General features: G+C 73.9%; 27 protein-coding genes and 3 tRNA genes. 10 read left to right on the forward strand and 20 right to left on the reverse strand.

The features are described 5' to 3' along the window. Nucleotides 1-84: 84 nt before the first annotated feature. The 3 genes from H1226_RS26550 to H1226_RS26560 all read right to left on the reverse strand — a co-directional run bounded on the left by H1226_RS26550 (nucleotide 85) and on the right by H1226_RS26560 (nucleotide 3,812). A complete protein-coding gene (locus H1226_RS26550; protein WP_258343898.1) occupies nucleotides 85-1,248 on the reverse strand; it encodes an Ig-like domain-containing protein in 1,164 nt (387 codons plus the stop codon). 296 nt (nucleotides 1,249-1,544) lie between these two features. After that, a complete protein-coding gene (locus H1226_RS26555; RefSeq protein WP_224958497.1) occupies nucleotides 1,545-2,558 on the reverse strand; it encodes a S1 family peptidase in 1,014 nt (337 codons plus the stop codon). A 147-nt stretch (nucleotides 2,559-2,705) separates the two neighbouring features. Then, entirely contained in the window at nucleotides 2,706-3,812 is a 1,107-nt protein-coding gene (locus H1226_RS26560; protein WP_224958520.1) for a UDP-N-acetylmuramate dehydrogenase, read from the reverse strand. A 37-nt stretch (nucleotides 3,813-3,849) separates the two neighbouring features. Here H1226_RS26560 and H1226_RS26565 point away from each other — a divergent pair, with 37 nt between their 5' ends. The 3 genes from H1226_RS26565 to purU are packed head-to-tail and all read left to right on the forward strand — an operon-like array spanning nucleotide 3,850 to nucleotide 6,167. Further along, nucleotides 3,850-4,368 (forward strand): DUF2505 domain-containing protein, encoded by a 519-nt coding sequence (locus H1226_RS26565; protein WP_224958498.1) that lies wholly within the window; start codon nucleotides 3,850-3,852, stop codon nucleotides 4,366-4,368. Nucleotides 4,369-4,394: 26 nt separating this feature from the next. After that, entirely contained in the window at nucleotides 4,395-5,255 is an 861-nt protein-coding gene (locus tag H1226_RS26570; RefSeq protein ID WP_258343900.1) for a class I SAM-dependent methyltransferase, read from the forward strand. A gap of 45 nt (nucleotides 5,256-5,300) precedes the next feature. Then, the gene (gene purU / locus H1226_RS26575; RefSeq protein WP_224958500.1) at nucleotides 5,301-6,167 is read left to right on the forward strand and encodes a formyltetrahydrofolate deformylase; all 867 of its coding nucleotides are present in this window, start codon (nucleotides 5,301-5,303) and stop codon (nucleotides 6,165-6,167) included. Between the two features lie 6 nt (nucleotides 6,168-6,173). Here the strand turns inward: purU and H1226_RS26580 are convergent, their stop codons facing one another. The 6 genes from H1226_RS26580 to H1226_RS26605 all read right to left on the reverse strand — a co-directional run bounded on the left by H1226_RS26580 (nucleotide 6,174) and on the right by H1226_RS26605 (nucleotide 9,552). Next, nucleotides 6,174-6,740, reverse strand: coding sequence for a YbaK/EbsC family protein (locus H1226_RS26580; RefSeq protein ID WP_258343913.1), 567 nt, complete (start codon nucleotides 6,738-6,740; stop codon nucleotides 6,174-6,176). A 73-nt stretch (nucleotides 6,741-6,813) separates the two neighbouring features. Beyond that, nucleotides 6,814-7,602, reverse strand: coding sequence for an alpha/beta fold hydrolase (locus tag H1226_RS26585; protein ID WP_258343916.1), 789 nt, complete (start codon nucleotides 7,600-7,602; stop codon nucleotides 6,814-6,816). Continuing rightward, nucleotides 7,599-7,916 carry a DUF2516 family protein gene (locus H1226_RS26590; RefSeq protein ID WP_373689992.1) on the reverse strand — a complete coding sequence of 106 codons (318 nt, stop codon included), beginning with the start codon at nucleotides 7,914-7,916 and terminating at the stop codon, nucleotides 7,599-7,601. Before H1226_RS26590 ends, H1226_RS26585 begins: the two co-directional genes overlap by 4 nt. Before the next feature lie 64 nt (nucleotides 7,917-7,980). Beyond that, the gene (locus H1226_RS26595) at nucleotides 7,981-8,658 is read right to left on the reverse strand and encodes a hypothetical protein (RefSeq protein ID WP_258343918.1); all 678 of its coding nucleotides are present in this window, start codon (nucleotides 8,656-8,658) and stop codon (nucleotides 7,981-7,983) included. A gap of 5 nt (nucleotides 8,659-8,663) precedes the next feature. Continuing rightward, nucleotides 8,664-9,083, reverse strand: coding sequence for a helix-turn-helix domain-containing protein (locus tag H1226_RS26600; RefSeq protein WP_224958504.1), 420 nt, complete (start codon nucleotides 9,081-9,083; stop codon nucleotides 8,664-8,666). An 82-nt stretch (nucleotides 9,084-9,165) separates the two neighbouring features. Next, the gene (locus tag H1226_RS26605) at nucleotides 9,166-9,552 is read right to left on the reverse strand and encodes a VOC family protein (RefSeq protein WP_258343922.1); all 387 of its coding nucleotides are present in this window, start codon (nucleotides 9,550-9,552) and stop codon (nucleotides 9,166-9,168) included. A gap of 317 nt (nucleotides 9,553-9,869) precedes the next feature. Between H1226_RS26605 and H1226_RS26610 the strand changes: the two genes are divergently transcribed. Further along, on the forward strand, nucleotides 9,870-10,415 hold the full coding sequence (locus tag H1226_RS26610; protein WP_258343924.1) for a CGNR zinc finger domain-containing protein: 546 nt from the start codon (nucleotides 9,870-9,872) through the stop codon (nucleotides 10,413-10,415). Between the two features lie 70 nt (nucleotides 10,416-10,485). On the opposite strand, the gene H1226_RS26615 is transcribed toward H1226_RS26610, so the two are convergent. Next, entirely contained in the window at nucleotides 10,486-11,694 is a 1,209-nt protein-coding gene (locus H1226_RS26615; protein ID WP_224958523.1) for a DUF445 domain-containing protein, read from the reverse strand. A gap of 211 nt (nucleotides 11,695-11,905) precedes the next feature. On the opposite strand from H1226_RS26615, the gene H1226_RS26620 reads away from it, so the two are divergent. Then, nucleotides 11,906-13,078, forward strand: a complete 1,173-nt coding sequence (locus H1226_RS26620; protein ID WP_258343928.1) for a pyridoxal phosphate-dependent aminotransferase — start codon at nucleotides 11,906-11,908, stop codon at nucleotides 13,076-13,078. Between the two features lie 23 nt (nucleotides 13,079-13,101). Here H1226_RS26620 and H1226_RS26625 read toward each other — a convergent pair whose 3' ends face one another. From H1226_RS26625 to H1226_RS26640, 4 genes are all read right to left on the reverse strand, one after another. Beyond that, on the reverse strand, nucleotides 13,102-15,726 hold the full coding sequence (locus H1226_RS26625; protein ID WP_258343929.1) for a CHAT domain-containing protein: 2,625 nt from the start codon (nucleotides 15,724-15,726) through the stop codon (nucleotides 13,102-13,104). Further along, nucleotides 15,723-16,211 (reverse strand): hypothetical protein, encoded by a 489-nt coding sequence (locus H1226_RS26630; RefSeq protein ID WP_224958509.1) that lies wholly within the window; start codon nucleotides 16,209-16,211, stop codon nucleotides 15,723-15,725. The genes H1226_RS26625 and H1226_RS26630 overlap by 4 nt, the downstream gene beginning before the upstream one ends. Continuing rightward, the gene (locus H1226_RS26635) at nucleotides 16,208-16,801 is read right to left on the reverse strand and encodes an RNA polymerase sigma factor (RefSeq protein ID WP_224958511.1); all 594 of its coding nucleotides are present in this window, start codon (nucleotides 16,799-16,801) and stop codon (nucleotides 16,208-16,210) included. The genes H1226_RS26630 and H1226_RS26635 overlap by 4 nt, the downstream gene beginning before the upstream one ends. A gap of 74 nt (nucleotides 16,802-16,875) precedes the next feature. Beyond that, nucleotides 16,876-17,991: a S8 family peptidase gene (locus tag H1226_RS26640; protein WP_258343933.1), complete on the reverse strand. Its 1,116-nt coding sequence runs from the start codon at nucleotides 17,989-17,991 to the stop codon at nucleotides 16,876-16,878. 227 nt (nucleotides 17,992-18,218) lie between these two features. Here H1226_RS26640 and H1226_RS26645 point away from each other — a divergent pair, with 227 nt between their 5' ends. Then, the gene (locus H1226_RS26645) at nucleotides 18,219-19,034 is read left to right on the forward strand and encodes a hypothetical protein (protein ID WP_258343935.1); all 816 of its coding nucleotides are present in this window, start codon (nucleotides 18,219-18,221) and stop codon (nucleotides 19,032-19,034) included. Between the two features lie 241 nt (nucleotides 19,035-19,275). On the opposite strand, the gene yczR is transcribed toward H1226_RS26645, so the two are convergent. Beyond that, complete coding sequence (yczR, locus tag H1226_RS26650) at nucleotides 19,276-20,703, reverse strand: MocR-like transcription factor YczR (protein WP_258343936.1); 1,428 nt, start codon at nucleotides 20,701-20,703, stop codon at nucleotides 19,276-19,278. Nucleotides 20,704-20,809: 106 nt separating this feature from the next. Here yczR and yczE point away from each other — a divergent pair, with 106 nt between their 5' ends. From yczE to H1226_RS26670, 4 genes are all read left to right on the forward strand, one after another. Then, complete coding sequence (gene yczE / locus H1226_RS26655) at nucleotides 20,810-21,409, forward strand: membrane protein YczE (protein WP_224978447.1); 600 nt, start codon at nucleotides 20,810-20,812, stop codon at nucleotides 21,407-21,409. Between the two features lie 8 nt (nucleotides 21,410-21,417). Beyond that, nucleotides 21,418-22,335, forward strand: a complete 918-nt coding sequence (locus H1226_RS26660) for a protein phosphatase 2C domain-containing protein (protein WP_258343939.1) — start codon at nucleotides 21,418-21,420, stop codon at nucleotides 22,333-22,335. A 250-nt stretch (nucleotides 22,336-22,585) separates the two neighbouring features. After that, nucleotides 22,586-22,807 carry a hypothetical protein gene (locus H1226_RS26665; protein ID WP_224958518.1) on the forward strand — a complete coding sequence of 74 codons (222 nt, stop codon included), beginning with the start codon at nucleotides 22,586-22,588 and terminating at the stop codon, nucleotides 22,805-22,807. Nucleotides 22,808-23,307: 500 nt separating this feature from the next. After that, a complete protein-coding gene (locus tag H1226_RS26670) occupies nucleotides 23,308-23,739 on the forward strand; it encodes a hypothetical protein (RefSeq protein WP_258343941.1) in 432 nt (143 codons plus the stop codon). Between the two features lie 561 nt (nucleotides 23,740-24,300). Here H1226_RS26670 and H1226_RS26675 read toward each other — a convergent pair. From H1226_RS26675 to H1226_RS26695, 5 genes are all read right to left on the reverse strand, one after another. Next, nucleotides 24,301-24,374, reverse strand: a tRNA-Phe gene (locus H1226_RS26675). Between the two features lie 29 nt (nucleotides 24,375-24,403). Further along, nucleotides 24,404-24,480, reverse strand: a tRNA-Asp gene (locus tag H1226_RS26680). 16 nt (nucleotides 24,481-24,496) lie between these two features. Further along, nucleotides 24,497-24,569 (reverse strand) — tRNA-Glu (locus H1226_RS26685). Between the two features lie 316 nt (nucleotides 24,570-24,885). Beyond that, on the reverse strand, nucleotides 24,886-25,500 hold the full coding sequence (locus tag H1226_RS26690; protein ID WP_258343951.1) for a ScbR family autoregulator-binding transcription factor: 615 nt from the start codon (nucleotides 25,498-25,500) through the stop codon (nucleotides 24,886-24,888). A gap of 462 nt (nucleotides 25,501-25,962) precedes the next feature. Next, entirely contained in the window at nucleotides 25,963-26,202 is a 240-nt protein-coding gene (locus tag H1226_RS26695) for a hypothetical protein (protein WP_224958529.1), read from the reverse strand. Nucleotides 26,203-26,573: the final 371 nt, after the last annotated feature.

Here is a 26,573-nt window from a genome sequence, read left to right on the forward strand (position 1 = left end):
GCGCACGAAGAAGGTCCCGCGCGGGGCGGTTCGAACCACCCCGCGCGGGACCCGGAAGAGCGGCTCAGCGCGAGCCGCGGGAGATCACAGCGCGGACTTCTGCGTCCACTGGTCCCAGTCGAGCATCCAGTCGAACACGTCGTACCGCGGCTCCATCGAGGCGACCGCGCCGGTGACCTCGATCGGGTCGCCGACCAGCGCGGTGTCGAAGTAGCTCTTCGCGTCGGCCTCGCTCAGGTTGATGCAGCCGTGCGAGGTGTTGACCTTGCCGAGGTTGGCGCGGTTCTCCTCGTTCTCGTGGATGAACTCGCCGTGGTTGGACATCCGGACGGCCCACTTCTTCTCCACGTCGGTGTAGCCGTAGCGCGGGTTGTCCATGATCTCGACGGGGTTTTTCTGCATCACGATGTAGGTGCCGTTGGGCGTGTTCAGCTCCGGGTCGTGGTCCTTGCCGTAGCTGGCCGCGTAGCTGGCGACCTGCTTGCCGTCCCGCTCCACGACCATCTGGTGGGTGGAGGCGTCGGCCTTCACGACCTGCGAGCGGCCGATGGTGAACTCGGTGGTCAGGTCGGAGCGGCCGTACTCGCCCTCGCCGTAGTGCACGCCGTAGAGGTCGGCGTCCACCTCGACCTCGGTGCCCGCGGGCCAGTACTCCTTCGGCCGCCAGTCCACCTGGGTGTCCGACAGCCACGCCCAGGCGCCTTCGACGGGCACCGAGGTGCGGACCTTCAGCGCGCGCTCGGCGGCGGCCTTGTCGGTGACGGGGTCGTCGAACTTCACGCTGATCGGCATCGCGACGCCGACCTCGCTGTGGTCGGTCGGGTTGACGGTGGCGCGGACCTGCTTGGCCGGGGAGATCGTGGTGAAGCTGCCCTGCACCGGGACGCTCTTGCCGTCGGTGCCGGTGGCCTCGCCGGACCAGGTGTAGGTCTTGCCGTAGCCAAGCTGCTCGCCCGCGGTCCAGCTGAGGCCGTCGTCGGCGAGATCGCCCTCGACCTCCTTGCCGTCGCCGTTGGTCAGCGCGACGTCGTCGAGCTTGCCGCCTTCGACGCTGACCTTCACCGGCGCGGCCGGGTTCACGTCGGAGCCGCCGCCGGGTTCGAGGTGCACCTTGACGAGCGGGGCCTGCGCCTGCGTGCCGCCGCCGGTTCCGCCCCCGTCCGCGGACTGCGTCCCGCAGCCCGATAGCAGCAGCACGGCCACCAGCGTTCCCGCCAGCGCGGTCCACAGCTGCCGTACCCGACTCACCCTGCTCAGCACTCCTCGACCCCGATCCGTTCCGACGTGGTTCTCACAACCGCAAGACGTGCGGCGCCTCGAAAAGAGCCGCCGATCAACAGTGTGTCGTGTCACAGGATCGCCATCGCGGGCGCCCCCGGCACGCTTGAGCCGCTCTTTCGAGTGAACAATCCTCACCCGGCAGAGCTATGACCAGGGGGAACCATGATCGCCCGCCGTGTTCAACCGCCATCCGGCCGCTCTCCGCCCCGCACCGCTCCGCCACCGCCGGGCCGAGGGTGGGGCAACTCACCGCTCATCCGCGATCACACCGGGAGTTGGCGGTGCAGCACGCACAGCTCCACGTCCAGCTCCGCGAGGACGTCCGCGATGGGGCTCGCGAACCCGGTCATCCCGCTGCGGGTGCCCGCGAACAGCAGCCCGACCACCCGGCCGTCGTCGTTGACCACGGCACCGCCGGCGTCCCCGACCCGCAGGAAGCAGCCGCCGCCCGGCGGGCAGTCGATCCGGATCTGCTCCCGCAGCACGCGCACGCCCAGCGCCGCCCCGTGGTCCACCCGCACCGTCACGTCCACCGAGGTCACCACCCCGCTGGTCACCCCGCTGCCGTAGCCGCACTTGCGCACCTGCTCGCCCGGGTAGGCGGCGCACTGCCCCGTCACCGGTCCGATGCCCGGGATCACCGGCGAGTGACCGACGCCCCTGCCCAGGGTGACCGCGGCCGCGTCCACCCGGCCGGACAGCGCGCCCCGCGCCAAGTCCGCGTACACGTGACCGGTGTCCGGATCGACCATCCGGTCGCCGACCGCCCAGCCGTCGTCCAAGCAGGCCACGTCGAACGTCGTCAGCCCCATCGTCGCCACCGCGGGCGGGTGCCCCACGACCAGCGCGCCCAGGGTGCCGGTGCGGCGGTAGCGGCCCGCGTACCGGGCGTCCGGCGGGGCCAGCTGCACCGAGCGGCAGGGGGCCAGCCCGTCGCCGCCGGTCACCGCGCCGTCGTGCGCGAAACCGCGGCCGCGCAGCGCCACCGACTCCTCCGCGCACGTGTGCACGTGCTGGAGCAGCGGTTTCTCCTCGATGACGTCGGTGGGGATGCCGAGCACGTCCGGCGGGATCTGGGTACCCGGCCACACCCGGTCGGCCGGGCGCTTGCGCGCCACCGACACGACGATGCCCTGTTCGCCGGTGAACCGGCCCGCGGTGCGCTTCTCACCGATGTCGACCGCGGTGACGCCGGGGAGGTCCAGCAGCTGGTCCTCGACCGCGCGCTTGATCGGCCTGATGACCGCTCTGTCCCGAAGTTCCCTGATGCTGAGCATGGCGGCCCCCTCCAGCAACCATTTAACACTCAGGGTTAACCGTTAGTCACGAAGAGTCACCCTTCCGGCCGGTCGGCAGTCAGGTGAACCCGGATCCGGAACAGGCCTCCGGCCGCGGCCGGACGTGGAGCGCGAGCCGCGCGGGGCTCAGAGCGAACAGTCCACCAGCACCGGCTCCGGCGCCAGCGACACGCCGAACGCCGAGCTCACCCCGTCCCGCACTTCACGCGCAAGGTGGAGCAGGTCCGCCGTGCTCGCCGAGCCCCGGTTCGTCAGCGCGAGGGTGTGCTTGCCGGACAGCGCGGTCCGCCCGCCCGGACCGGAGTGGCCCTTGCCGAACCCGGCGCGGTCGATCAACCAGGCCGCGGACAGCTTCGTGCGCCCCTCCGATGCCGGGTACTGCGGCACCTTCTCGTCCGGTCCGACGTGGGCCGCGATCAGCTCCAGCACCCCGGGCAGGTCCGCCGCCTCCACGATCGGGTTGGTGAAGAAGGAGCCCGCGCTCCACGTGTCGTGGTCGTCCGGGTCGAGCACCATGCCCTTCGAACGCCGTAAACGCAGCACCGCTTCGCGCACCCGGACCACGTCGACGCGCGCCCCCGGGTTCACGTCGAGCTCGCGGGCCAGCTCGGCGTACCGGATCGGCGCCGACTGACCGCCGTCGCGCAGCAGGTAGCGGGCGCGCAGCACCACCGCGTCGTCGGTGTGCTTGAGGATGCTGCCCCGGTAGACGAGCCCGAGGTCGTCGGCGAGCACGGTGCGGATCCGCCCGGTGCGCCGGTCCAGCAGGTCCACCGAAACGAGCATCTCGGAGATCTCCACGCCGTAGGCGCCGACGTTCTGCACCGGGGTGGCGCCGGTGAGCCCGGGGATCCCGGACAAGCACTCCAGATTGCCGAGCCCCTGGTGGACGGTGTCGGCGACGACGTCGTCCCAGTCCTCGCCCGCTTCGACGGTGAGCTGCACGAACCCGTCCACGATGTCGTAACGGCGCCCGCCGGTGGCGATCCGCACGACGCGGCCGTCGAAGCCCTCGTCGGCGATCACCAGGTTGGAGCCGCCGCCGAGCACCAGCAGCCGCTGGCCCGCCGCGTCGGACTCGCGGACCGCCTCGGCCAGCTGGTCCGGGTGTTCGGCCACGACGAGCTCGGCGGCCGGCCCGCCGAGGCGCAGCGTGGTGTGGCCGGACAGGACGTGGGCCGCCGGGTCGCCGGTCTGCGGCGCGCCACCGCTGGTTCCTTCGGAGCCGGACATCGAGGGGTTCACGATTGCCAAAGGTAACCTTCCGCCCATGGCACGCCGCATCGAGCACCGCAGCACCTCCGAGTGGCCCGCATCGCAGGTGCATGCGGCGCTCATCGACATCGACTATCTGCGGGAACGCCTCGACCAGCTCGAGGGCGGGCGCAACGAGCTCGTGCAGCACACCGCGGACGGCGATGCGGTGCGCTTCCAGATCCGCCAGGGCGTGCCCACCGATTCGCTGCCCCCGATCGCGCGCACCGTCGCCGGGGCGGGTGACCTGGTGATCGACCGCAGCGAGTCGTGGCGGTGCGAGCAGGACGGCCACTACGCGGGCGAGATCGCCGCCGAGGTCGCCGGGGTGCCGTGCACCATCACCGGATCGATGTGGCTGCGCGACCTGACCGGCGGAACCGGCGCCAGCGAACTGCTGGTGGAGGGCGAAGTGCGGGTGTCCGTGCCGTTCCTCGGCGGCAAGCTGGAGGACCTCGTCGCCGAGCAGGTGCAGAAGCTGCTCGCCGCGGAGGAGCGCTTCACCACCGAGTGGCTGGCCCGCCCGCGGAGCTGACCACGGATGATCTTCACCGCCCGCTCATGAACCATCCCCGCAAGAAGGCGCCGCGCCTGGCCGCCGGGCGCGCCCGCGCGCTCGGGGTGCCGACCCGCGGCACCACCAACCCGAACCGGCTGCGCCGCGTGGACCGCTGGATCGCCGGTACCCCGTGGGTCGCCCGCGCGCTGTCCGGCGCCGCCGATCCCCTGGTGATCGACCTCGGCTACGGCGCCACCCCGGTCACCACCGTCGAGTTCGCGGCCCGGCTGCGGCCGGTGCGCCCCGACGCGCGGGTGTTCGGGCTGGAGATCGACCCGGACCGGGTGGCCGCGGGCAAGGCCGTCGCCGCCCCGCCCGCGCTGGAGTTCCGGCGCGGGGGCTTCGAACTCGCGGGGCTCGCCGCGGGCATCGGCGGTGCGGACGGCCCGGCGCTGGTGCGGGCGTTGAACGTGCTGCGCCAGTACACCGAGCCGGAGGCGTGGAAGGCCTGGGACGAGCTGCGCGGACGGCTCGCCCCGGACGGGCTGCTGGTGGAGGGGACCTGCGACGAGATCGGGCGCCGCTGCTGCTGGGTGGCGCTGGACCGGTCCGGGCCGCGCACCCTGACGCTGGCCTGCCTGCCCTCCGACGTGGACCGGCCGTCGGACCTGGCGGAACGGCTGCCGAAGACGCTGATCCACCGCAACGTGCCCGGTGAGAAGGTGCACGCGCTGTTCACCGACCTGGACGCCTGCTGGGCGCGGGCCGCGCCGCGAGCACCGTTCGGCCCGCGCGCCCGCTGGGCGGAGGCGGTGCGGCGGTTCGCCGAGCTGGGCTGGCCGGTGCGGGACCGGCCGCGGCGCTGGCGGCTGGGCGAGCTGACCGTCGACTGGGCCGCGGTGGATCCGCGCACCTCGAGGTGACATCACCCGGCCGGGCCGGTCGGCGCAGTGCGATACTCCGCAACCGTGTCCGCTCGATTCGTCATCACCCTCGGCTGCCCCGACCGCACGGGGATCGTGGCCCGCATCGCCACGTTCCTCGCCGACCACGGCGGTTGGATCGTGGAAGCCGGGTACCACACCGACGTCGAGACCGGCTGGTTCTTCACCCGCCAGGTCGTGCGCGCGGACTCGCTGCCGTTCGGGCTGGCGGAGCTGCGGGAGCGCTTCGCGCAGGTCGCCGACGAGCTGGGCAGCACCAACTGGCGGGTGAGCGACACCTCCGAGCGGCGCCGGGTGGTGCTGCTGGTGTCCCGCGAGGGCCACTGCCTGCACGACCTGCTCGGCCGCGTCGCCTCCGGCGAGCTGGACGTGGACCTGCGCGCCGTCATCGGCAACCACCCGCGGCTGCGCGGCATCACCGAGGCGCACGGCGTGCCGTTCCACCACGTTCCGTTCCCCGCCGGCTCCGACCCGGACGACAAGGGCGCCGCGTTCCAGGAGGTGCGGGCGCTGGTCGAAGGGCACGACCCGCACGCGATCGTGCTCGCCCGGTTCATGCAGATCGTGCCGCCGGCGGTGTGCGAGGAGTGGGCCGGACGCGCGCTGAACATCCACCACAGCTTCCTGCCCTCGTTCGCCGGTGCGCGGCCCTACCACCAGGCCTACGAGCGCGGGGTGAAGCTCGTCGGGGCGACCTGCCACTACGTCACGCCGGAACTCGACGCGGGCCCCATCGTCGAGCAGGACGTGATCCGGGTGGACCACACCGACGCGGCCACCGACATGGTGCGCAAGGGACGGGACATCGAGAAGGTCGTGCTGGCCCGCGGTCTCCGCGCGCACCTCGAGGACCGGGTCCTGGTCCACGACAAGCGGACCGTGGTGTTCTGACCCGGATCAGCCCACCGGGCGGGCGAGGTCGTCGAGCACTTCGGCCGCGGGCAGGCGGGCCAGCAGCGCGCCCGGCGCGATGATCTTCGACCGGCGCAGGCCGCTGCCGACGACCGCGGCGGGCGCGCTCGCCACCGCGGCGTCCACCAGCAGCGGCCAGCCGGCGGGCAGCCCGAACGGCGTGATCCCGCCGTACTCCATCCCGGTCAGCCGCACCGCCTCGTCCATCGGCGCGAACGACGCCTTGCGCACGTCCAGCCGCCGCTTCACCACGCCGTTCACGTCGGCGCGCGTCGTGGCCAGGACCAGGCAGGCGGCGTACCGCAGCTCGCCGGCGCGCTTGCCCGCCACGACCACGCAGTTCGCCGACAGCTCCAGCGGTGAGGCGTACTCGGCGCAGAACGCGGCGGTGTCCGCGAGCTCCGGGACGATCTCGGCGACCCCGACGAGCTCCGCTTCCGCCGCGGGCAGGGCCGCGACGGCGTCGCGGACCGGCTCGGCCAGCAGTTCGGGACGTTCCAGCGCCGAGCCCACCTCGAGGGTTCCGGCGGCGCGCGACCAGTCGAGAGCCATGCGCCGACGGTACGAGCACTCCGCCCCGGCGCGTCCGGCCGGGGTCAGCGCGCTCCCGCAGCTGCGGGGCTCGTCACTCCAGGAACTCGGCGAGCAGCCGCCGCAGCTCCCGGCGGTGGGTGAACAGCGGCGCCACCGACGGCAGCACCTCCAGCCGCGAACCCGGGATCGCGGCCGCGGTCGCCCGCGCCGCCGCCACCGGGTGCAGCGGATCGTCCGTGCCGGTCAGCACCAGCACGTCCGACCGGACCGCCCGCAGGGCCGCCGCGTCGTCGACCACCGCGCGGTCGCCCAGCGCGCGCAGCGCGGGCCCCAACCGCAGCAGGGCCGAGGTGCGGGCCGCCAGGTGGTCGCCGAGCTGCGCGCCGGGCGGGAACTCGGCGGCCACCCGCTCGCGCAGCGCGGCACCGCCGTCGGCACCGGCGGCCGCGACCGCCTCCGCCAACCGCTCCAGCGCCCACGCCGAGGACACCTCCCGCCCGCCGTCCAGCACCGCGGGCAGCAGCAGCGCGAGCCGTTCGAACCTGCCCGGATCCGCCGCGGCCGCGCGGGTCAGCGCGCCCGTGCCCAGCGACACCCCGACCGCGCGGGTCGCACCGACCGCGTCCGCCGCGGCCAGCACGTCCGCCGCCAGCACGCCGTAGTCCCAGTAGTCCGCGGGCGGGTCCGCGGCGTCGCCGTGGCCCGCGAAGGTCAGCACCACGCGCGTGCCCGGCAGCCCGGAGGCCGGGACCCGCGCCTCGCCCGGAGTCGCGCCCAGCCCGTGGGTCACCAGTGTCACCGGCGCACCCCGGCCGTACCCGCGCCAGCGCGCGCCCGAGGGCAGCACGCCCTCGTCGGCGCGCAGCTCGCCGCCGATCACCAGGAGCTGCCGCGCTGCACCTCGGTGACCTTCGGGCGCACGTCCAGCAGGTACACCAGCACCCCGACCAACCCGGCCAGCCAGATGATCGTGATGGGACCGCTGGTGAACACCGCCAGCAGCACCAGCCCGGCACCGGTGATGCCCAGCCACGCCGGCTTGGACAGCTTGCCCACCGCGGTGAACGCGTCCGCGCGCTGCATCAGCGCGTGCACGAAGGCGTACAGCCCCAGCGGCAGACCGGCGAGCCAGATGACCTTCAAGATCCAGAACTGCAGCAACAGCTCCGGCGGACCGCTGAATGACAACTCCACCACTCCACCCTACGTGTGAGCGGGACCCCGGAGCAGCCCTCCGGGGTCCCGTGCTCGATCGGCGTCAGCTGTCGGACTTGCCGGTCGCCTTCGGCTTCGCGGTGCTCTTCGCGCCGCTCTTCGGCGCGCTCTTGGCGGCGGCGGTCCGGTTCGCGGCCTTGCGTGTGGTGCTGCGGGTCGCGGTGGCCGCGTCGGAACCGGCGTCCGCGACCGCGTCGGCCACGTCGCCCGCGGTGTCGCGGACCTGCTCCGCGGCCTGGCCGCCCGCCTTCTCGGTGGCCTCGGCGGCCTTCTCGCCCCAGGAGCGGGTGGTGCGGGTGACCTTGCCGAGCACGTCGTCGGCGAGCACCCGGGCGTCGCCGACCGCGCTGTCCACCCGGCCCTGGACCTGCTCCAGCTGGCTCCAGGCCTGCTTGACCTGCGGCTGGGACTGGAGGCGCTCGAAGGTCGTCTCGCCGCGCTCGGCGAGGTAGCCGTAGAGCTGGGCGGCGGAGCGGGTGTAGGCGTCGACGAGCTTGCGCAGCTCGGCCGGGTCGAAGCGCTCCTTGAGGTCGTTCGGCAGGTCGTTGACGCCGTGGCGCGCGGACTCGGCGCCCTCGCCGAGCCGGGCGCGCAGCTTGGTCAGCGCGTCGGCGATGGTCTGCGCGGCGAGGTCGCCCGCGCCCAGCGCGGCCAGCAGCGGCGTGCGGGCCTGCTCGGTGGCGTCGCCGCGGGTCTTGGTGTCGTTCTCGGAAGTCGGCATGGTGCTCACTCCTCGGCTGCTTCGGGGGTTTCGGTGCGGTCCGGCACGCCGGTGGCGCCGTCGTGCTCGCGCCGGAACGAGGCGTAGATGTCGAGCAGGACCTGCTTCTGCCGCTCGCCCAGGTCGGGGTCGGCGAGGATCGCGTCCACCACCGGGCCGCCCTCGCGCTGCTCCAGGATTCCGGCCTGCACGTAGAGCGCTTCGGCGGAGATGCGCAGCGCCTTGGCGATCTGCTGGAGGATCTCCGCGCTCGGCTTGCGCAGGCCGCGTTCGATCTGGCTGAGGTACGGGTTGGAGACGCCCGCGCTCTTGGCGAGCTCGCGCAGCGAGATCTGGGCGTTGCCGCGCTGCGCCCTGATGTACCCGCCGAGGTCGCTGACCGCCTGGTTCACGGCCTTGTTGACGGTCTTGTCCACCCGCTCCATGGATCCCGCTCCCTCCGGACGGTTCCCACGCTAACCACGGGTGCTAACTTTTGCAAGCACTCTGCTTGCACCCGCCGTCGACTCACCCGACCGCGCACACGCAGAACGGGTGCCCGTCCGGATCGGCGTACACCCGGAACGGCGAGTCCTGCTGGTCCGGCGGCTGCGGCAGCGGCCGAGCACCGGCTCGCACCGCCCGCTCGTGCCCCTCCGCCAAGGTCGGCACCCGCACGTCGACGTGCATCATCTGCGGTCGCGCGTGATCCGGCCAGGTCGGCGGCACGTGGTCCGGATCCCGCTGGAACGCCAACGCCGGGCCGCCCGCCGGATCCGCCAGCTCCACCCAGTCCTCGTCCGATCGGGCGTCGTCGACCTCCCAGCCCAGCAAGCGCCGGTAGAACTCAGCCAGCGCGCGCGGATCGGGCGTGTCGATGGCGAACGCGACGATCGACAGCGGGGACTCGGACATGGGCACGACCTTTCGCTCGAAGGGGGACCTCAACTCGACCGGGGGTTCGCCGGCCCGGGATCGACCGCGGCACCCGGGCGCAGCGCGGCCACCGCCTCGGCCCAGCGGACCGCGAACCTGCCCAACGCCTGCGGCCGGATTCCGGCATCCTCCGCCCGCCCGGCACCTCCCGCTCGGCCGCCGGACCGTTTCCGCTGCACTGCCACTCCCACGAGATCAACGACCCCCCTAACCGGTGTTCACGTATGAGCAGTTAGTAACCGACGACAGGAGTATGAGGGTTATCGACGCACGCTGCAACCGGCTAATCGAATACGATGGTGTTCGTGAACAGCAGAGCCGTCGCCGACCGAGTCCCTGCGAACTCCGCCGCGGACCTGGACGCCGAACGCGACGTCGAGCTGGTGCTGGCCTTCCTCAACACCTCCGACGCCGAAACGGGCACCGACGTCCTCGACTCCGCGGACCAGTGGCGGGCGTGGTCCGCCGGACGCGGCCTGGGCGAAGCCGGAGACCGCGGTTCCGCGCGGCGCGTCCGCGAAGCGATGCGCACCGCGGTGTCCTGCGACCGGTCCGCCCCGTGCCCCGATGCCGACGTGATCACCTGGCCCGTGCCCGTCGTCCTCCAGGACGGCGTACCGGTGCTGGGCGGGCAGGACGCGCTGGGCCGCGTGCTGGCCGCCGCCGTGCACCTGGTGCACACCGGCCACTGGAACCGGATCAAGATCTGCCCGGCCGAGGACTGCCTGTGGGCGTTCTACGACCGGTCGCGGAACAAGTCCCGCACCTGGTGCTCGATGCGGGTGTGCGGCAACCGCGAGAAGGCGCGCTCCTGGCGCGAGCGGCACGCGACCGCCGAGTGAGCACCTGCCGCCGCGCTCGTCGCGCCGAGCGCGGGCGGTGAACCGCGCCGCCGACCGCGACGTCCGGGCGTCAGAGCAGCAGCTGGGACAGGGCGTAGATCACCAGGCCGGCCAGCGCACCCACCACGGTGCCGTTGATCCGGATGAACTGGAGGTCCCGCCCGACCTGGAGCTCGATCTTCCGCGAGGTCTCCTCGGCGTCCCAGCGCTCCACCGTGTCGGTGATCAACGTGGTGATCTCGGTGCGGTAGTGCGACACCACGTACACCGCGGCGCTCTCCACCCAGCCGTCCACCTTGGCACGCAGCTCCGGTTCGGTGGCCAGCCTGCGACCGAGCCCGCGCAGCCCGTCGCGCACCCGCAGCCGCAGCTCGCTCGACGGGTCCTCGGCGGCGTCCAGCAGCATCTTCTTCGCGGTGCTCCACGCGGAGGCGACGAGGTTCTGCACCTCCGGGTGCGCCACCACCTGCTGCTTGATCTGCTCGGCCCGCTCCATCGTCTTCGGGTCGTGCTGCAGGTCGTGCGCGAACTCCACCAGGAAGCGGTCCACCGCCTTGCGCATCTGGTGGTCCGGGTCGGTCTTGACCGCCCACGCGAAGGACAGCACCTCAGCGTAGATCTTGTCCGCGACCATCCCGTCGAAGAACCGCGGCGACCAGGACGGGGCGCGCTGGCTCACCACGCGCAGCACCGTCGCGTGGTTGTCCCGTGCCCAGTCGTAGGCGCGGTCGCAGATCAGGTCCACCAGCTTGTGGTGGGTGCCGTCGGCGAACACCTGGGACAGGATGCGGCCCAGCGGCGGACCCCACGGCTGCTCCAGGACCTTCCGCAGCACCGATTGCTCCAGCACCGCCTGCACGTCGTCGTCGCGCAGCACCTGCACGGCACCGCGCACCGCGGTCGCCAGCTCGGAGGTGACGCGTTCGGCGTGCGCCTCGTCGTCCAGCCAGGTCCCGACCCGCGCCCCGATCTCCGCCCGCCCCAGCTTGTCCCGCACCACCGGTTCGGCCAGGAAGTTGTCGCCGACGAAGGCGCCGAGGTTCTGGCCGAGCGCGTCCTTGCGGGTCGGGATGATCGCGGTGTGCGGGATCGGGAGCCCCAGCGGCCTGCGGAACAGGGCCGTCACCGCGAACCAGTCCGCCAGCGCGCCGACCATCCCCGCCTCGGCCGCGGCGCGGACGTAGCCGACCCACGCGGCGGCGCCGTTGTTCTCCTGCCAGCGGGCGATCACGAAGATCACGGTCGCGACGAGGAGGAGCCCGCCCGCGACGGCCTTCATCCGTCGCAGCGCCCGCCGTTTGACCTGGTCCGCATCCGCTGCCGCAGTCTGTGCCACCCCACGATTGTGGCAGCAGCGGGCACCGGCACCGATCGCTTCGCGCCGGACCGCGTCCGCGGTGACGGATCCGGCCCGGACGCGCACGCCGCGCGACCGCCGCGGTTCCGGCACGTGGGACGACCGGGCCGCCCGGAGCAGTAGAGTGCCGGACGTGCGATCTCCCGCCCTCACCTCCCGGTTGCGCCCGTTCACCTCGACGATCTTCGCGGAGATCACCGAGCTGGCCCGAGAGCACGGGGCCGTGAACCTCGGGCAGGGCTTCCCGGACACCGACGGTCCCGCGGGGATGCTGCGGGTGGCGCAGCAGGCGATCGCCGACGGCGTGAACCAGTACCCGCCCGGCGCGGGCGAGCCGGACCTGCGCGCGGCGATCTCGGAGCACCGGAAGGCGCACTACGGGATCGAGCACGACCCCGACGGCGAAGTGCTGGTGACCGTCGGCGCCACCGAGGCGATCACCGCCTCGATGCTGGCGTTGCTCGAACCCGGCGACGAGGTCGTGCTCATCGAGCCCTACTACGACTCGTACCCGGTGGCGGTGGCGATGGCCGGGGCGGTGCGCCGCACGGTCGGCCTCCGGCAGGGCCCGGACCACCGGTTCGAACTCGACCTGGACGCGCTGCGCGCCGCCGTCGGACCGCGGACCCGGGCGCTGGTGGTGAACTCGCCGCACAACCCGACGGGCACCGTGCTCACCGACGCCGAGCTGGCCGCGATCGCGCAGGTGTGCCGCGACCACGACCTGATCGCGATCACCGACGAGGTCTACGAGCACCTGCTCTACGACGGCCGGGCGCACACCCCGCTGGCGACCCTGCCGGGGATGGCCGAGCGGACGGTGACGATCTCCAGCGTGGGCAAGAGCTTCAGCGCCACCGGCTGGAAGATCGGCTGGGCGTGCGGCCCCGCGGAGCTCATCGGCGCGGTCCGCGCGGCGAAGCAGTTCCTCACCTTCGTCGGCGGCGCACCGTTCCAGCCCGCCGTGGCGCACGCGCTGCGCCACGAGCTGGACTGGGTCGCGCAACTGCGCGACGGCTTGCAGCGCAAGCGGGACCGGCTGGCCGAAGGGCTCACCGCGGCCGGGCTGGACGTGCTCGCCTCGGAGGGCACCTACTTCATCTGCGCCGACGTGCGGCCGCTCGGGTTCACCGACGGCGCCGAGCTGTGCCGGGCGCTGCCGGGGCGGGTCGGGGTCGCCGCGATCCCGGTGCAGGTGTTCTGCGACGACCCGGAGCCGGTGCGGCACCTGGTGCGCTTCGCGTTCTGCAAGCGGGACGAGGTGCTGGACGAGGGCATCCGCCGGTTGCACGGCCTGGCGGGCTGATCCCGCCGCGCTCCCCACCACGGTCAACCACCGTGGCCCAGGCACAGGAAGCCCGCTTCGCCGTGCGCGGCCTGCGCGGCGGCGAGCGCTTCCGCGGGGCCGACGCCGCGGCGCAGCAACGAGTGCAGCGACATCATCACCCGCGCGGTGCGCTCGTCCGGGACCGGAACGACGCTGGCGATCACCGTCGCCGTGCCGCGTCCGAGCAGCGCGGCGGCCAACCCGGTGAGCTGCCCGGCGCGGGCCGGCACCGAACGCCCCGCCTCGCACGCGGAGAGCACCACCGTCCGCGGTCCGCGCCGCAACCGGTCCAGGTCGTAGCCGTACAGCGGTCCGTCGGCGAGCTCCAGGCAGGACAGCAGCGGCTGGTCGTCCCGGAACCGGCCGTGCGCGGCGATGTGCGCGATGGGGGCGCCGTCCACCGCCGCCAGCACCCGTTCCGCATCGGCGGCGGCTCCGGTCAGCAGGCGCCCGCCACCGGCCCGGTGCAGCGCCACGACCTCGCCCTCGGCGTGCTCCAGAGCCGGGCCGGACACCCACACCGGTTCGGCCGAGCCGCATTCGCGCGCCGCGTCGGTCCCGCCGCGCAGCCAGGCCCGCAACGACGGCGCGACGGTCACCCCGCGGCCGCGGCAGAGCGGGAGGGCGGCCCACGGCACCGCGTGCAGCGCGCCGGTCGGCACCACCACCAGCCGACGCCCGGGAGGCAGCACCGCCGCCACCGGGCGCAGCAGCGCGCGCTGCACGGCCGCCGCGGCCTCGGCGGCGCTCGCCGCGTACACGGCTCCCGCGCGCTGATCACCGGTCTCGGCCTGCCGGGCGAGCAGGTACCGCAGCCGCTGCGTCTCGTGCACCGCGTCGAGCTCGGCGCCGAGCTCGTGCAGCCGCGCGTTCCCGTCGACGACGGAGACCGCGTGCAGCACCCCCTCGTGCGCGAGCAGGACCAGCAGGACGTCGCCGCGCAGCGCGGCGAGCACCTCGGCGGTCCCGGCGGGCTGCGCCGCGTCGATCGCCCCGCCGTCGACGAGCAGCGCCCGGTCCCGCACCCGCCGTTCCAGCGCACCGATCTCGGACAGCGCCGAGCGCAACCGGCTGCCGTCGGCCTCCGCCGCGCCGGACACCGCGGACCGCAGCCGGACCAGGGCCGAGCCCAGCTCCGGGTCGGTGGGCGGGCGCACCGAGCGGCGGTGCGCCGCGCCCAGCCGGTGCCGTTCGACCCACCTCAGCACCAGCCGCGGATCACCGGAGCGCAGCGCGGCGCCGACCGCGACCGAGCCGAGCTCCTCGGCCAGCCCGAACGCCTCGATCCGCGGTTCCCACGCCGCGATCCCGCTCGCGTAGCTCGCCACCGCGCGCAACCCGCGGCGGCAGGCGGCGAACAACCGGTCGTGGTCCCCGGCGTCCGCCGCCAGCAGCGCCTCCGCCAGCCAGCCCACCGTCAGCTGCCGGGTCGAGCCGGGTCCGCCGCCGCGACCGGTCGCGGCCAGCTCCAGCAGGGCGCGCGCCGTGCTCCGCCGCCCCGCTCGCGCCGCTTCCCGGCCGGCGACGAGCCACACCTCGGCGGCCGCCGTCGTCCAGCCGTGCTCGGCGCAGGCGTGCCCGGCGCGCCGCGCCGCGGCCAGCGCGTAGCGGGACACCTGTCCCACCCGCAGCCGCGCCTGCCACTCCACCGCCACCGCCAGCGCGGCCCAGGAATGCCGCCGCTGCGAGCGGAACAACCTGGCGGCGCAGCGGGCCGGGCGGATCGCCGCTTCCGGATCGCCCGCGCGCAGCGCGCACCCGGCCAGGGCCAGCCAGGTGTCGCCGAGCCGCGCCACCCGGCCCAGCCGCTGCAACCGGGAAGCCGCGCGGTGCAGCTCCTCCCGCGCCTGGTCGTGCAGTCCCACCTCGGCCAGCGCTTCGGCCCGGTCGACGCGGATCTCCGGGTGCCCGGCCGGGTCGGCCCCGGCGGCGCGCGCCTCGTCGAACAGCCGCAGCGCCCGCGGCAGGTCCCCGGCGCGCAGCGCCACGCAGCCCCGGTTGTGCCTGCACAGCGCGGCGCGCTGGTCCCGCCCCGCGGCGCGGAACCGGTGCTCGGCGGCGGTCAGGTCGGCCTCCGCCTCGTCGAGCCGGTTGCGGTACAGGTGTGCGAGACCGCGCGCGACGTGCGCGTTGGCCGCCCACTGGTGGTCCCCGCGCTCGGCGAGCCCCGGCAGCGCCGCCGAGAGCACCGCGACCGCCTCGTCCTGCCGGTCCTGCTGGAACAGCAGCACACCGCGCAGGCAGCTCGCCCGCACCGCGTCCTGGCCGGTGAGCTGCTGGGCCGCGGCCTCCAGGTGCCGCCACGCCGCCTCCGGGTCTCCCCGGTCCAGCTCGACCCACGCGCAGGTGAGCAGGACCTGCGCGGCCCGCTCGGGCAACCGTTCCCGCCGCGCTGCCGCCAGCGCGACCCGCGCGTGCTGCCGAGCCTCCGCGGACCGGCCGCGCTCCACCGCGACCAGCGCCCGGATGTGCCTGGCCAGCACCCGCAGCTCGGGATCGCCGGAGCGGGCGAGCCAGCGGTCCGCCGCCCGCGCCGCCCCGTCCGGGTCCGCGCAGACCCGGTCCCGCCACCGCACCGCGGCCGAGATCGGCTCCGTGCTCGGCGCGAGGGCCGTCCCGGCGCTCAACAGACCAGCCAATCCGCGACGGCGGGCGCGGCGCCCACCGGCCGGAACACCAGGCCCAGCGGGCCCGCAGGCACGTCGGTCACCCGGAACGCGCCCGCCACGTCGAGCTCGGCGACGCACTGCCCGCCCGGATGCCGGAACAGCACGTCCCCCTCCGGCCTCCCCTGACCGGAGCGGCTGATCACCATGCCCGCGGCCCGGAACAGGCCCGGCACCGTCGGCACCAGGTCGAGCTCCACGATCCGGCCCGGCATCAGGAACGTGAGCACCCGCGGTTCCGCCGGGTCCGGGGCGGCGCCACCGGACCGGACCGCGGCGGCCGCGTCGGCCGAGTCGCCGACCAGCTCCAACGCCGCCGCGCCCGACCGGGCACGCGCCAAGCCGGCGGCGGCGTACGCGGCGTCGCGCACCCGCACCGGCGCCGGATCGCGGAGTTCGAACAGGTCGCGCAGCACGCGCAGCTCGGCGGGCATCCGGGGGCTCATCCGGCGGCCTCCTCGACGTTCCCGCCGGTCGCCAACCGTTCCCGCAGCGCCGCGAGGCAGCGGCCCTTCTTCGGGCCGATGCTGCCGCGCGGCATGCCGAGCGCCTGGCCGACCTGCGCGTAGCTGGCGTCCGGTGCCACCGCCACGACCCGCAGCAGCTGCTGGCAACGCCGGGAGAGCTGGGCGAACGCCTGCCACATCCGGGAGACCGCCACCGAGTGCAGCGCGCTGCTCTCCGGCCCGTCACCGGGATCCGGCAGGTCCAGCATCCCGGTGTCCCAGCCGACCGGGGATTCCCGGCGCCGGGCCTTCGACAGCCGGATCGCCTCCCGCCGGGCCGTCGTGGCCAGCCACCCCGGCAGCGCCCGCGGATCCCGCAGGGCGCCGAGGTTCTCCGCCAGCGACAGCCAGGTCACCTGGCACACGTCCTCGGCGTCGACGGCGCTCGGCGAGTACGCCCTGGCCGCCGCCCACACCACCGAGGCGTTGCGGTCGACGAGCTCCCGCCAGGCCGCAGGCTCACCGGCCGCGGCGCGGGCCAGCAACCGGGCGGCGTCGTCGGATTCGGAGACCTCGTGCACGGCGTGCATCGCGCTCCCTCCCCTCAAGATCGGTTTCCCGAGTAAGAGGAGCGAACCCCCCGCGCAGATTCATCGAACGCCGATTACCCCCCGAACGGGTAACGACGCACCGCGTCCCGAGCGGCCCGGTCGGCGTCGGCCCCGTCCCGGACCGCGCTCGCCGCCGCGGCCGCGACCCGCGGCGCGGCGAACGACGTCCCGCTCCAGCTCGCGTACCCGTAGTGCCGCTCGCCGCGCCTCCCCGGCAGCAGCCGCACGTGGCTGCTCACCACGTCCACCCCCGGCGCGCACGCGTCGACCCAGTCGCCGGAGCCGGAGAACTCGGCCACCGCACCACCGGGCCCGCTCGCCGCGACGGCCAGCACCCCCGGCAGCGCGGCGGGCCAGAACGGCCGGGACGAACCGTGGTTCCCGGCGGCGGCCACCACCACCGCACCGCCGAACCGCGCGAGCTCGGCCTCCAGCGCGGGCGGGCACCGGTCGCCCGGCGTGTGGCACCCGGCGGTCAGCAGCACCACGTCCACCCGCTCCCCGCCGCGGCGCAACGCGCGCAACCCGGCGGCGACGGTGAGGTCGTCGGTGAACCCGAGCGAGGACAGCACCCGGTGCGCCCGCACCACCACCCCCGGCGCGTGCTGCAGGAGCACGCCGGAGACGAAGGTGCCGTGCCCGGCCTGCCGGTCCTGCTCGGCGTCGTCGTCCGCGTCCAGGACCTCCGGCACCGGGTCGAACCGGTCCCGGCCCAAGAACCACGGGTGCGGGTCGCAGCCGGTGTCGAGCACCCCGACGGTGACGCCCCACCGCTCCCGGGCCGGTTCCGGGACCGGCGCCGCAGGCTCCGCCTCCGCGCCCGTGCCGAACAGCACCGGGGCGCCGAACATCGTCGCGGACCCGACGTGCACGTGGTTGGCGCTCACCTCGGCGAACTCGTCGGCGATGGCCACGCAGCGATCTCGTTCGGAGGTGCGCAGCCGGATCCGCGCGAGCTCCAGCCCGTCGTCGTGGTCGATGCCGTCCACCCAACGGCGCAACCGGGACAGCACCGGGTCCAGCGAGCCGCGCGCGGTGATCAGCTCCCCGCGCCGCACCAGGCATTCGCCGGGGCCGCCGGGATCGTGGACCAGCAGGTCGTGCCCGTAGCGCGCCCAGCTCTCGCCGAGCTCCGCGACCGTCAACCGGGTGCCCGAGATCGAATCCACAGGGGACACTGTGCGATGGGTCACCACGATCGTCCACTTGAGGCATGCCGTCGGGTGAAAACTCCTGGCATCCCGGTGGCATCGAGCCAGCATTGTTCGCCGCAACCGGTGGTAAGACACCGCCTGTCCGGGTGGTTGATACCGAGAAGGGCTGCCACCCATCCTATGGCGAGGGGAGCATTGACCCCTCGCGTTCGGCGGGAGCGGACCGACAGGCGGTGGTGAGGGTGACCGGGAGCTGGCGCAGGCGCTGGCCGCTCCTGCGCGCCTGGACCGCCCGCGCCGCCGCGACCGCGGGACTCGTCGGCGGCGCCTGGTTGCTGGCCGCGGGCCCGGCCGAGGCCGCACCGCAGCCGGACGTGGTGCCCGCGGTGCGGGTCGAGGTGGCGAAGCCCGCCATCTCGTCGCCCGCCGCCGTCCGGCCCGCCATCGCCCGGCCCGACCCCGTCGAGATCACGGCGCCCAGCGCCCCGGAACCGGTCCACGAGGACGTCCCCACCGATGCGGTGCAGCTCGGCGTCGCCGACCTCGCCGCCGACATCACGAGCGGCGTGCGCGCGGAGCTCGAACCGGTCGTCGAACCCGCGGAACCCGACCGCGCCGAGCCGGACCTGGTGCAGCTGCTCCCCGACCGCGGCGGCACCGGAGCGGTGGCGACCACCGCACCACCGCCGGACGTCGCCACACCTCGTGCTCAGGCCCCGGAACGCGTCGAACCGGCTCCGCCCGTGCTGTCCGAAACTCCCGACACCGCCCAGCACCTCTCCGCACCCGCACCCGAGCCGCAGCACCAGGCCGCGCCGACGCCCGCACCGGTCGAGCACGGTGGCACCGCACCGCACCAAGGTCCGCCGGTCGGGCCGCCCGCCGTGGTGACCGCTTCCGCGGCGCCGAGCGGGTCCGGGCACGGCCTGCGCTGGATGCACGCCGTGCTGCCGGCCGGGCCGCACCTGCCCGGGCCGGTGCGCGCCGTCGGCGGCCACGTCGAAACGGTCATCTCGCGCGGCATCGCGCTGATCGAACCGTCCACCTCCCCCGACTGAACCGGACCGGCGGCACCCGGCACCGGGGCCGCCGCACCACCGAGGTCTCCGGTCCGGCCGACTGCGCCAGGCAGGACCGGTCGCGGGGCGCCCGCAGGCACGTGCACCAGGAACCTTGACCCCTCCTGAGCTGCGTGCCGCGCCCCGGTCCCGGTGCCGCGCTGCCCCAGCGGCGCCGGGACCACGCCCGAGATCGCCTTCCGGCACGACGAGGGGCCGTGCCGGAAGGCGGTCCGGGTGCTCAGCTGATCGGCACCTCCAGCGGCCCCGGGTCGGGCATCCCGTCGAACCGGCCCGCCGCCGCGGCCAGCCGGCGCACGACCTCCCGGTGCTGCTCGACCGGCAGCGCGTACGGGATCCGCAGGTAGCGCTCCAGGTGACCGTGCACCGCGAACCGGGATCCGGGCACCAGCCGCAGCCCGTGCTCCTCGGCGGCGATCGCGAACCTGCTGCTCACCGGAGTTCCCAGGTCGCACCACAGCGACAGCCCGCCGTCCGGGACCCGGAACCGCCAGCCCGGGACCTGCTCCGCGAGTTCCGCGATCATCGAGTCGCGCATTCCCGTCACCTCCTCCCGCCGTCGCCGCAGCGCCGGCTCCGGATCGGCCAGCAGCTCGGCCAGCACCAGCTGCTCCAGCACCGGGCTGCCGAGGTCCATCACCGCGCGCTCCAGCAGCAGGCGCTGCACCAGGTCCTCGGGCGCCCGCACCCATCCGAGCCGCATGCCGCCCCAGAACGCCTTGCCCGCCGAGCCGATCGTGATCACCCGGTCGTCGCCGAACGCGGCCACCGGTGGCGGCGGGGTGCGGCCGGTCAGGTCCAGTTCGACCAGGGTTTCGTCCACGACGGCCGTGGTGCGGGTGCGGCGCAGCATCGCGACCAGGCGTTCCCGGTCCTGCGCGGTCATCTGGATGCCGGTGGGGTTCTGGAAGTCCGGGATCAGGTAGGCCAGCTTCGGCGTGGTCTGCTGCAGCGTGGCGGACATCAGGTCCAGGTCCCAGCCCTCCGCGAGCATCGGCACCGCCACCGCCTCGGCGCCGGCACCGCGGATCGCCTGCAACGGGTTCGGGTAGGTGGGGTGCTCGACCAGCACCCGTTCGCCCGGGGAGACCAGGGTGCGCAGCACCAGCGCGAAGGCGTGCTGCGCACCGTTGGTGACCAGCACCTGCCGCGGGTTCGTCGGCAGGCCGCGGCGGGTGTGGTGCTCGGCGATGCGTTCGCGCAGTTCCGGCAGCCCGAGCGCCTGGTAGCCGTGGCCGCCGAGCTCCGCCGGGATGCGGCAGCGCGCGCGGTCCAGCGCGGCGGTGAACTCCGGCGGCGCGGGCAACGTGGCCTGTGCGAGGTTGATCAGGTCGGGGGTGCTGGGCGGCCAGCCGCCGGGGTCGGTGTGCGCCCGGTCGCCGGGCAGCCGCACCCACGAGCCGGAGCCCTGCCTGCTGGCCGCGAAGCCCTCGTCGCGCAGCAGGTCCAGCGCCCGCACCACGAGGGTGCGGCTCACCCCGAGCGCGTCGGCGAACTCGCGCTCCGCGGGCAGCCTGGTTCCGGGGGGAAGCCTGCCGTCGAGCACGAGCTGCCGCACCGCCTGGTGCAGCCCGCCGGAGGTGGCGCGGCCGGAGTGCCAGCTGCCGAGCAGTTCCGCGATGCCGCGGGAGCCGATTCGTCCTATCACGCGAGACACGAGTCCAATAGTTCCAGATTGGCTATCGTGGTCGAGGCCAATCTCGACGTATCAACGACTCATGGCTTCAACCACCACTCCAGTGGATCTTTCACCGATGCCGGTGTCGGTGCGCCCGACGGCCCGGCTGGCGCAGCTGTTCGGCGGCTTGGCGCTCTACGGCACGAGCATGGCGCTGATGGTGCGCGCCGAGGTCGGCCTGTCGCCGTGGGACGTGCTGCACGACGGGCTGACCCAGCGCCTCGGGTGGAGCTTCGGGGCCGTCACGGCGCTGACCAGCGTCGTGGTGCTGGCGCTGTGGATCCCGCTGCGGCAGCGGCCGGGCATCGGAACGGTGGCGAACGTGGTGGTCATCGCGGTCTCGGTGGACCTCGTGCTGGGGCTGCTGCCGCCGTTGCACTGGTTGCCGGGGCAGGTGGCGCTGTTCGTGGCCGGCCTGGTGCTGAACGGGTTCGCGACCGCGGTGTACGTCGGCGCCCGGCTCGGGCCGGGTCCGCGCGACGGGCTGATGACCGGCCTGCACGCGCGCACCGGCTGGTCGGTGCGGCTGGTGCGGACCGGAATCGAGGTGGGCGTGCTGGTCGTCGGCTGGGCGCTCGGCGGTTCCGCGGGATTCGGGACGGTGCTGTACGCGGTGGGGATCGGGTGGATCACCCAGTTGTTCCTGCCGCTGGTGACGGTCCCGGGCCGCCGATGATCGGGGGCGTGGCGGACGTCGAGGTGGCCGAGCGGCCGGGCGATCGGTCGACCCCGGGAGCCGGGGCGAGCGAGGACGTGGTGCTGGTGCTGCCGAACGCGGTGGCGGTGCTGGACGGCGCGACCTCGCTGCGACCGGAATCCCGGTCCGGCGGCTGGTACGCGGAGCGGCTGGCCGGGGCGCTGGAACCGCGGCTGGTGGATCGGAGCGCCGATCTGGCGGACGTCCTGGCCGAGTCGATCGCCGAGGTGGCGGCCCGCTTCGACCTCCGCCCCGGCGAGTCGCCGTCCAGCACGGCGGCGCTGCTGCGCTGGGACGAGGAGCAGGTGGAGGCCCTGGTGCTGGCGGACAGCCCGATCGTGCTGGACACCTCGGCCGGCGTGCGGGCGGTGACCGACGACCAGCTCGCCGCGCTGCGCCGCCTGAACCAGGGCCGCCGGAACCAGGGTCGCCGGGACCAGGGCAACCGGAACCGGGGCGGCGGATTCCGGGACCGGCTTCGATCCGGCGGCGGGTTCGGAGCCGGGCACCGGGCGGCGCTGGGCGCGGCGATGGACCGGACCTCGCGGTGGCGCAACGTCGAAGGCGGCTTCTGGGTGGCCGAGGCGGTGCCGGAAGCCGCCGCGCACGCCACCCGCGCGCGGTGCCCCCGCCACGAGGTGCGGGCGGCGCTGGTGATGACCGACGGCGTGTCCTGCGGCGTGCAGGACTACGGGATCTTCCCCGGTTGGCCGGAGCTGCTGGCCGCGGCGGAACGCGACGGCCCGGACGCCGTGCTGGCCGAGGTGCGGGCCGCGGAGGACGCTGATCCGCGGGGCGAGCGCTGGCCGCGGCCCAAGCGGCACGACGATCAGGCGCTGGCGCTGGTCCGGTTCGCCGACGACGCCCGGACCCACGATCCGGGGAAAAAAGATCTCTGCACCTAGAGACAATCCGCATACCACCAAGTAACCTGGTGGTGTCCACCTGACCCCCAGGGGTGGACTTCACGCCCCCGCACTCCCGGTGACCCCCAGGCCGGTCGAGCGCGGGGGCGTCCTACGTTCGGGTGGAGTTTGTTTTCCTGCGCAACGGAGTTCCGCTTCACTCGTTTGAGTGGGCAAGGGAACCTGCCGCCACTGTCGGCAGTCGTACCGACGGCACGCAGCACGACTCCGAAATGGGGAGGGATCGCCCGTGGACTTGCACACCCGGATCGAACTGTTCGGTGGTCCAGAAGACGGTCGGGAGATCACCCTGCCCGCGGGCGCGGCCGGCGGGCCGCTCTCCCCCATCCCCGTCCCCCGCGACGGCGAGGACCCGACCGCCGCGTACGTGAAGGACCACCAGCGGCCGCACGGGGTGTGGATCTACAAGTACACGGTCAGCCCGACGATCCGGCAGTCCCCGGTGCAGTGAGACCACCGCGGTGGAGCTGGTGCGGGGAACCCGACGGTCGACTCGGTGCGGTGGACTCGGTGGGGCGAGCCCGGCGGCTCGGTGAACTCCGCGCGGTGAGCCCGATGCGGTCCGGCCGGCGCGGCGGACTCGGCACGATTCGGCCGACGCGGTCGACTCGGTGCGGCGCCCCGGCGGAGAGAGCCCGGCAGCACGGCGACCCGGCGCGGCCCGGCCGACGGGGTGAACCTGGTGCGGCCAGGTCGGCGCAGTGGACTTGGCGCGGTGACCCGGACCGAAGATTCGGCAGCGCGGTGAACTCCGCGCGGTGAGCCCGGGAGCAGCGGCTCCGGCGTGCGGCTCCCCAGCTCGCACCCGGCGCGGCGCCTCCGGCGCGCGGGTGGCACGGAACCCCGACACCACCTCCCCTCGATGTGACCCCGATCACCTAGGGCAACCGGTTGCTTCCCGTCGCGTCTTCCGGACAGATCACGAAGCAAGCGACAATTTCGGAGGCAATCATGCGCAGCACCGCCATCGTGGGTTCCGTTCTCGCCGCAGGCCTTTCCCTCGTCGGCATCGCCGGTCTCGCCGGAGTCGCGAATTCGGAGGCCACCACGAACTTCATCGGCGCCAAGTCGAGCTACCCCTCGGTGCCCGGCCCGCAGCCGATGGACGTGGCCCACGGCGCCCTCCAAGCACCCGACGGCTCCTACTGGGACGTGTACTCCCGAGACGTGAGCGGTGGCCACGCCGGCGCCGAGAACGCGCACAACGTCATCGGCCTCTACCTCGATCTCGACCCGTCGCAGGTCAGCGACCCCAACGGCTACGCCGAAGACGTCTTCGGCAACTACGACTGCTCGCTCGTCACCCAGGAGGGCACCCCGCGCATGGGAGTGAGCTGCGACGACGGCCAGCTCCCGGTCGTCGCCTTCCAGCAGGCGAGCTGACCGGCGGCACCACGCCCGCCGAGCTCCACCCACGCACCACCCGCCGACACGGCGATCGAATCCAGCGCATCGCGCGAACCATTCCACTCCAGCACGAATGACCCGATCGCCCTCGCACGCCCGAATTCACCACCACCGAATTCCACGGCGCCTAATTTCACGGCGCCGAGAACAAGTCGGCAGCAATCCGGGACCGCGCACAATTCCGCGACGATCCCCACCATTCCACCGGCCACCCCGCGCACCCACGCGCGGGGTGGCCGACGTGCTCCTCGCAGCCTCGACCCGCACGGCTCACGGCTCACGGCTCACGGCTCACGGCTCACGGCTCACGGCTCACGGCTCACGGCTCACGGCTCACGGCTCACGGCTCACGGCTCACGGCTCACGGCTCACGGACGAGTCAACCGATCGCGCGCCACGGCGACCACCCCGGCACCGCCGGCCCGCAGCCGCGCCACTCGCCGGTCGACCGCAGCTTCCCGACCGCCCACCAGCCGCCACCCCAAGACGAAACAAGCCCCACCGGGATCCGGTGGGGCTTGTTTCAGCTCTTGAGCGTGGCCAGGGGCGGGGTCGAACCGCCGACCTTCCGCTTTTCAGGCGGACGCTCGTACCAACTGAGCTACCTGGCCGTGGCGACCCGGCTCTCAGCCGATCGCTCTGGCGACCCAGACGGGACTTGAACCCGCGACCTCCGCCGTGACAGGGCGGCGCGCTAACCAACTGCGCCACTGGGCCATGTTCTGTTGTTGCGTACCCCCAACGGGATTCGAACCCGCGCTACCGCCTTGAAAGGGCGGCGTCCTAGGCCGCTAGACGATGGGGGCTTGGCCGATTCGAAACCGACCCGGCCTTACCTCCAACCGGCTTTTCCCTTTCGGGGCGCCCCGTTGGCAGTGATGAAAGCTTACGACACACGCTCAGCGGCCTTGCACAGGGGGGTCCCTTAAGCCGCGTCGCACGGCCCGGCGCCCTCCCGGGCGACCGCGCCCGCCGACCACCATAGCTGCCTGACCAGTATTTTTCACCCGAACGTTGGGAGGCGGGCCGGCCGCCCGCCGAAGGCCGCGCGGGGCCGGAACCGGCCGCCGGGAGCCTCGGGCAGGGCTTCGGGACGGAAAACGGGTTTCTGTGACGGCGGTCTCAGCTCGTGGGGCGCGGAGCGGCCGTCGGGACCGAGGGGTTGTCGCGCAGCCAGTCGGCGGTCGCGATGCCGCCGAGCACGATGCGCCAGATCTCGCCGGTCTGCTGGGCTGCGCCGATGGCCCGGCCGGTGCTGAGCACCCGGACGCCGACGAGCGTCGCGTACAGGACTCGGGTGGCGGCGGCCGGATCGATCTCGGGCCGCAGCAGGCCGTGCTCGGCGGAGCGCCGCAGCAGGCCGCCGAGCAGCTGCTCCCAGCGGGCCGCCGTCTCCTGGTCGCGCATCGCCAGCTGCGCGCCGGCGCGGACCACGACGTCGCGCTCCAGGATGCGGATCACCTCGTCGACGAGTTCGACGGCGGTGCTCAGCGGGTCCAGGCCGCGCCCCGTCCAGCGCTGCCAGATCTTCGACCAGACCTGCGCCTGGAAGCGGATCAGCGCGGACGCGACGGCGTCCTTCGACGGGAAGTGGAAGTAGAAGGCGCCCTTCGTGACTCCGCTGCGCCGCAGGATCGCGCTGAGCGGGGTGGCGTCATAGCCGGCGCGGTCGAACTCCTCGGCAGCAGCGATGACGATGGCACGGCGGGTGACTTGCGCCCGACGCTGCTGGGGCATGGGACGGCTCCGGCGGCTGGGACGTCGACCATGTCTCAACGCTCACCTGATCGGCGACACGGCCCACGAAAGGATGATCAACTGCGCCACGCGAAGTTACCGCGCCAGCCCCACGGGTGCCCATCCGCCGTTCCCGTGTCCCACCGGTGATCTTGCCGGAACCGACCGGTGACCTGGAGGGAACGCGAAAGAAACCGCACGGTATGTTTTGCGCGAGCCCCACGCCGGGCTCACGTCTTCCCGCGAGGCGAGCCACCGGGGGGTGCCCGACCTCGCGGGAAGACAACCCCGGCGCGGCCGTGCCCCGTTCACTCACCTCCGCCCCGCGCCGATCCGCGGTTCCGGTACCACCAAGCCCGTGTCCAGCGACATCACCGTCGAGCAGGACGATCCGGAGCGGCCCCGCGCCGCTGGGCGGACCGCAGCCCCGACCGCACCGCCGCACGCGCTCGCCGAGCCCGGTCAGCGGGTGACCGGCGGCTCGCCCTCTTCGTCCGGGACGAGCCCGAGCATGTCCAGCAGCAGCCGGCAGTCCTCGGCGCCCTCGGAGCCGCGGGCCACCGCGACCCGCGCCCGGTGCACTTGTTCGTCGGTGATCCCGGCTGGCTCGCCGCTGCGCGGCGCGGGTACCACCGAGGATGCTCGACCAACGCCTTCTTCCTGCTGCGACAGGAACTTCCGCACGTCCAACGACCCGTACATGACGCCTCCCCGGCTCGGGTTTCGGCCGCAGGTTATCCACAGCTTGTGCACAGCCGCAGCCCCCCACAGAGTGATTCGAGTGAGACGCTGAGTAATCAAGCGGCCGTGGTTCTCTCCACTGGGGAGGAGCCGACCGTCCCAGCCGAACCGGATGGTCGTCCACTGTGGAACGGACCGTGATCCGCCGGTCGACCCGGCCCGCGGGCGCGGCCGGGGCGGTCCCGCGGAGACCCCGCACCGCGGGGGAACGGTCGCACCGGCTGCTCCGTCCAGATGCGTAGTGGCGGAACCGGTGACCGCGCGCACCGGTGGAAGACGGCCGCCCACGGTCGGGTGCCGGGTGCCCGCCCACCGGGTGACACGGCCCGGTC

The organism is Saccharopolyspora gregorii (assembly GCF_024734405.1).
In the GTDB taxonomy this organism is placed as follows: Bacteria; Actinomycetota; Actinomycetes; order Mycobacteriales; family Pseudonocardiaceae; genus Saccharopolyspora_C; species Saccharopolyspora_C gregorii.

What these genes read in the sequence shown, in the direction of transcription:
- H1226_RS26615 (WP_224958523.1), bottom strand. Translation starts at nt 11,694, where the DNA reads ATGAAGGCCGTCGCGGGCGGGCTCCTCCTCGTCGCGACCGTGATCTTC.
- H1226_RS26635 (WP_224958511.1), bottom strand. Translation starts at nt 16,801, where the DNA reads ATGCACGCCGTGCACGAGGTCTCCGAATCCGACGACGCCGCCCGGTTG.
- yczE (WP_224978447.1), top strand. Translation starts at nt 20,810, where the DNA reads ATGCCGGTGTCGGTGCGCCCGACGGCCCGGCTGGCGCAGCTGTTCGGC.
- H1226_RS26565 (WP_224958498.1), top strand. Translation starts at nt 3,850, where the DNA reads ATGGCACGCCGCATCGAGCACCGCAGCACCTCCGAGTGGCCCGCATCG.
- H1226_RS26595 (WP_258343918.1), bottom strand. Translation starts at nt 8,658, where the DNA reads ATGCCGACTTCCGAGAACGACACCAAGACCCGCGGCGACGCCACCGAG.
- H1226_RS26670 (WP_258343941.1), top strand. Translation starts at nt 23,308, where the DNA reads ATGCGCAGCACCGCCATCGTGGGTTCCGTTCTCGCCGCAGGCCTTTCC.
- H1226_RS26605 (WP_258343922.1), bottom strand. Translation starts at nt 9,552, where the DNA reads ATGTCCGAGTCCCCGCTGTCGATCGTCGCGTTCGCCATCGACACGCCC.
- H1226_RS26610 (WP_258343924.1), top strand. Translation starts at nt 9,870, where the DNA reads ATGGTGTTCGTGAACAGCAGAGCCGTCGCCGACCGAGTCCCTGCGAAC.
- H1226_RS26570 (WP_258343900.1), top strand. Translation starts at nt 4,395, where the DNA reads ATGAACCATCCCCGCAAGAAGGCGCCGCGCCTGGCCGCCGGGCGCGCC.
- H1226_RS26560 (WP_224958520.1), bottom strand. Translation starts at nt 3,812, where the DNA reads ATGTCCGGCTCCGAAGGAACCAGCGGTGGCGCGCCGCAGACCGGCGAC.
- H1226_RS26555 (WP_224958497.1), bottom strand. Translation starts at nt 2,558, where the DNA reads ATGCTCAGCATCAGGGAACTTCGGGACAGAGCGGTCATCAGGCCGATC.
- H1226_RS26630 (WP_224958509.1), bottom strand. Translation starts at nt 16,211, where the DNA reads ATGAGCCCCCGGATGCCCGCCGAGCTGCGCGTGCTGCGCGACCTGTTC.
- H1226_RS26580 (WP_258343913.1), bottom strand. Translation starts at nt 6,740, where the DNA reads ATGGCTCTCGACTGGTCGCGCGCCGCCGGAACCCTCGAGGTGGGCTCG.
- H1226_RS26600 (WP_224958504.1), bottom strand. Translation starts at nt 9,083, where the DNA reads ATGGAGCGGGTGGACAAGACCGTCAACAAGGCCGTGAACCAGGCGGTC.
- H1226_RS26695 (WP_224958529.1), bottom strand. Translation starts at nt 26,202, where the DNA reads ATGTACGGGTCGTTGGACGTGCGGAAGTTCCTGTCGCAGCAGGAAGAA.
- H1226_RS26690 (WP_258343951.1), bottom strand. Translation starts at nt 25,500, where the DNA reads ATGCCCCAGCAGCGTCGGGCGCAAGTCACCCGCCGTGCCATCGTCATC.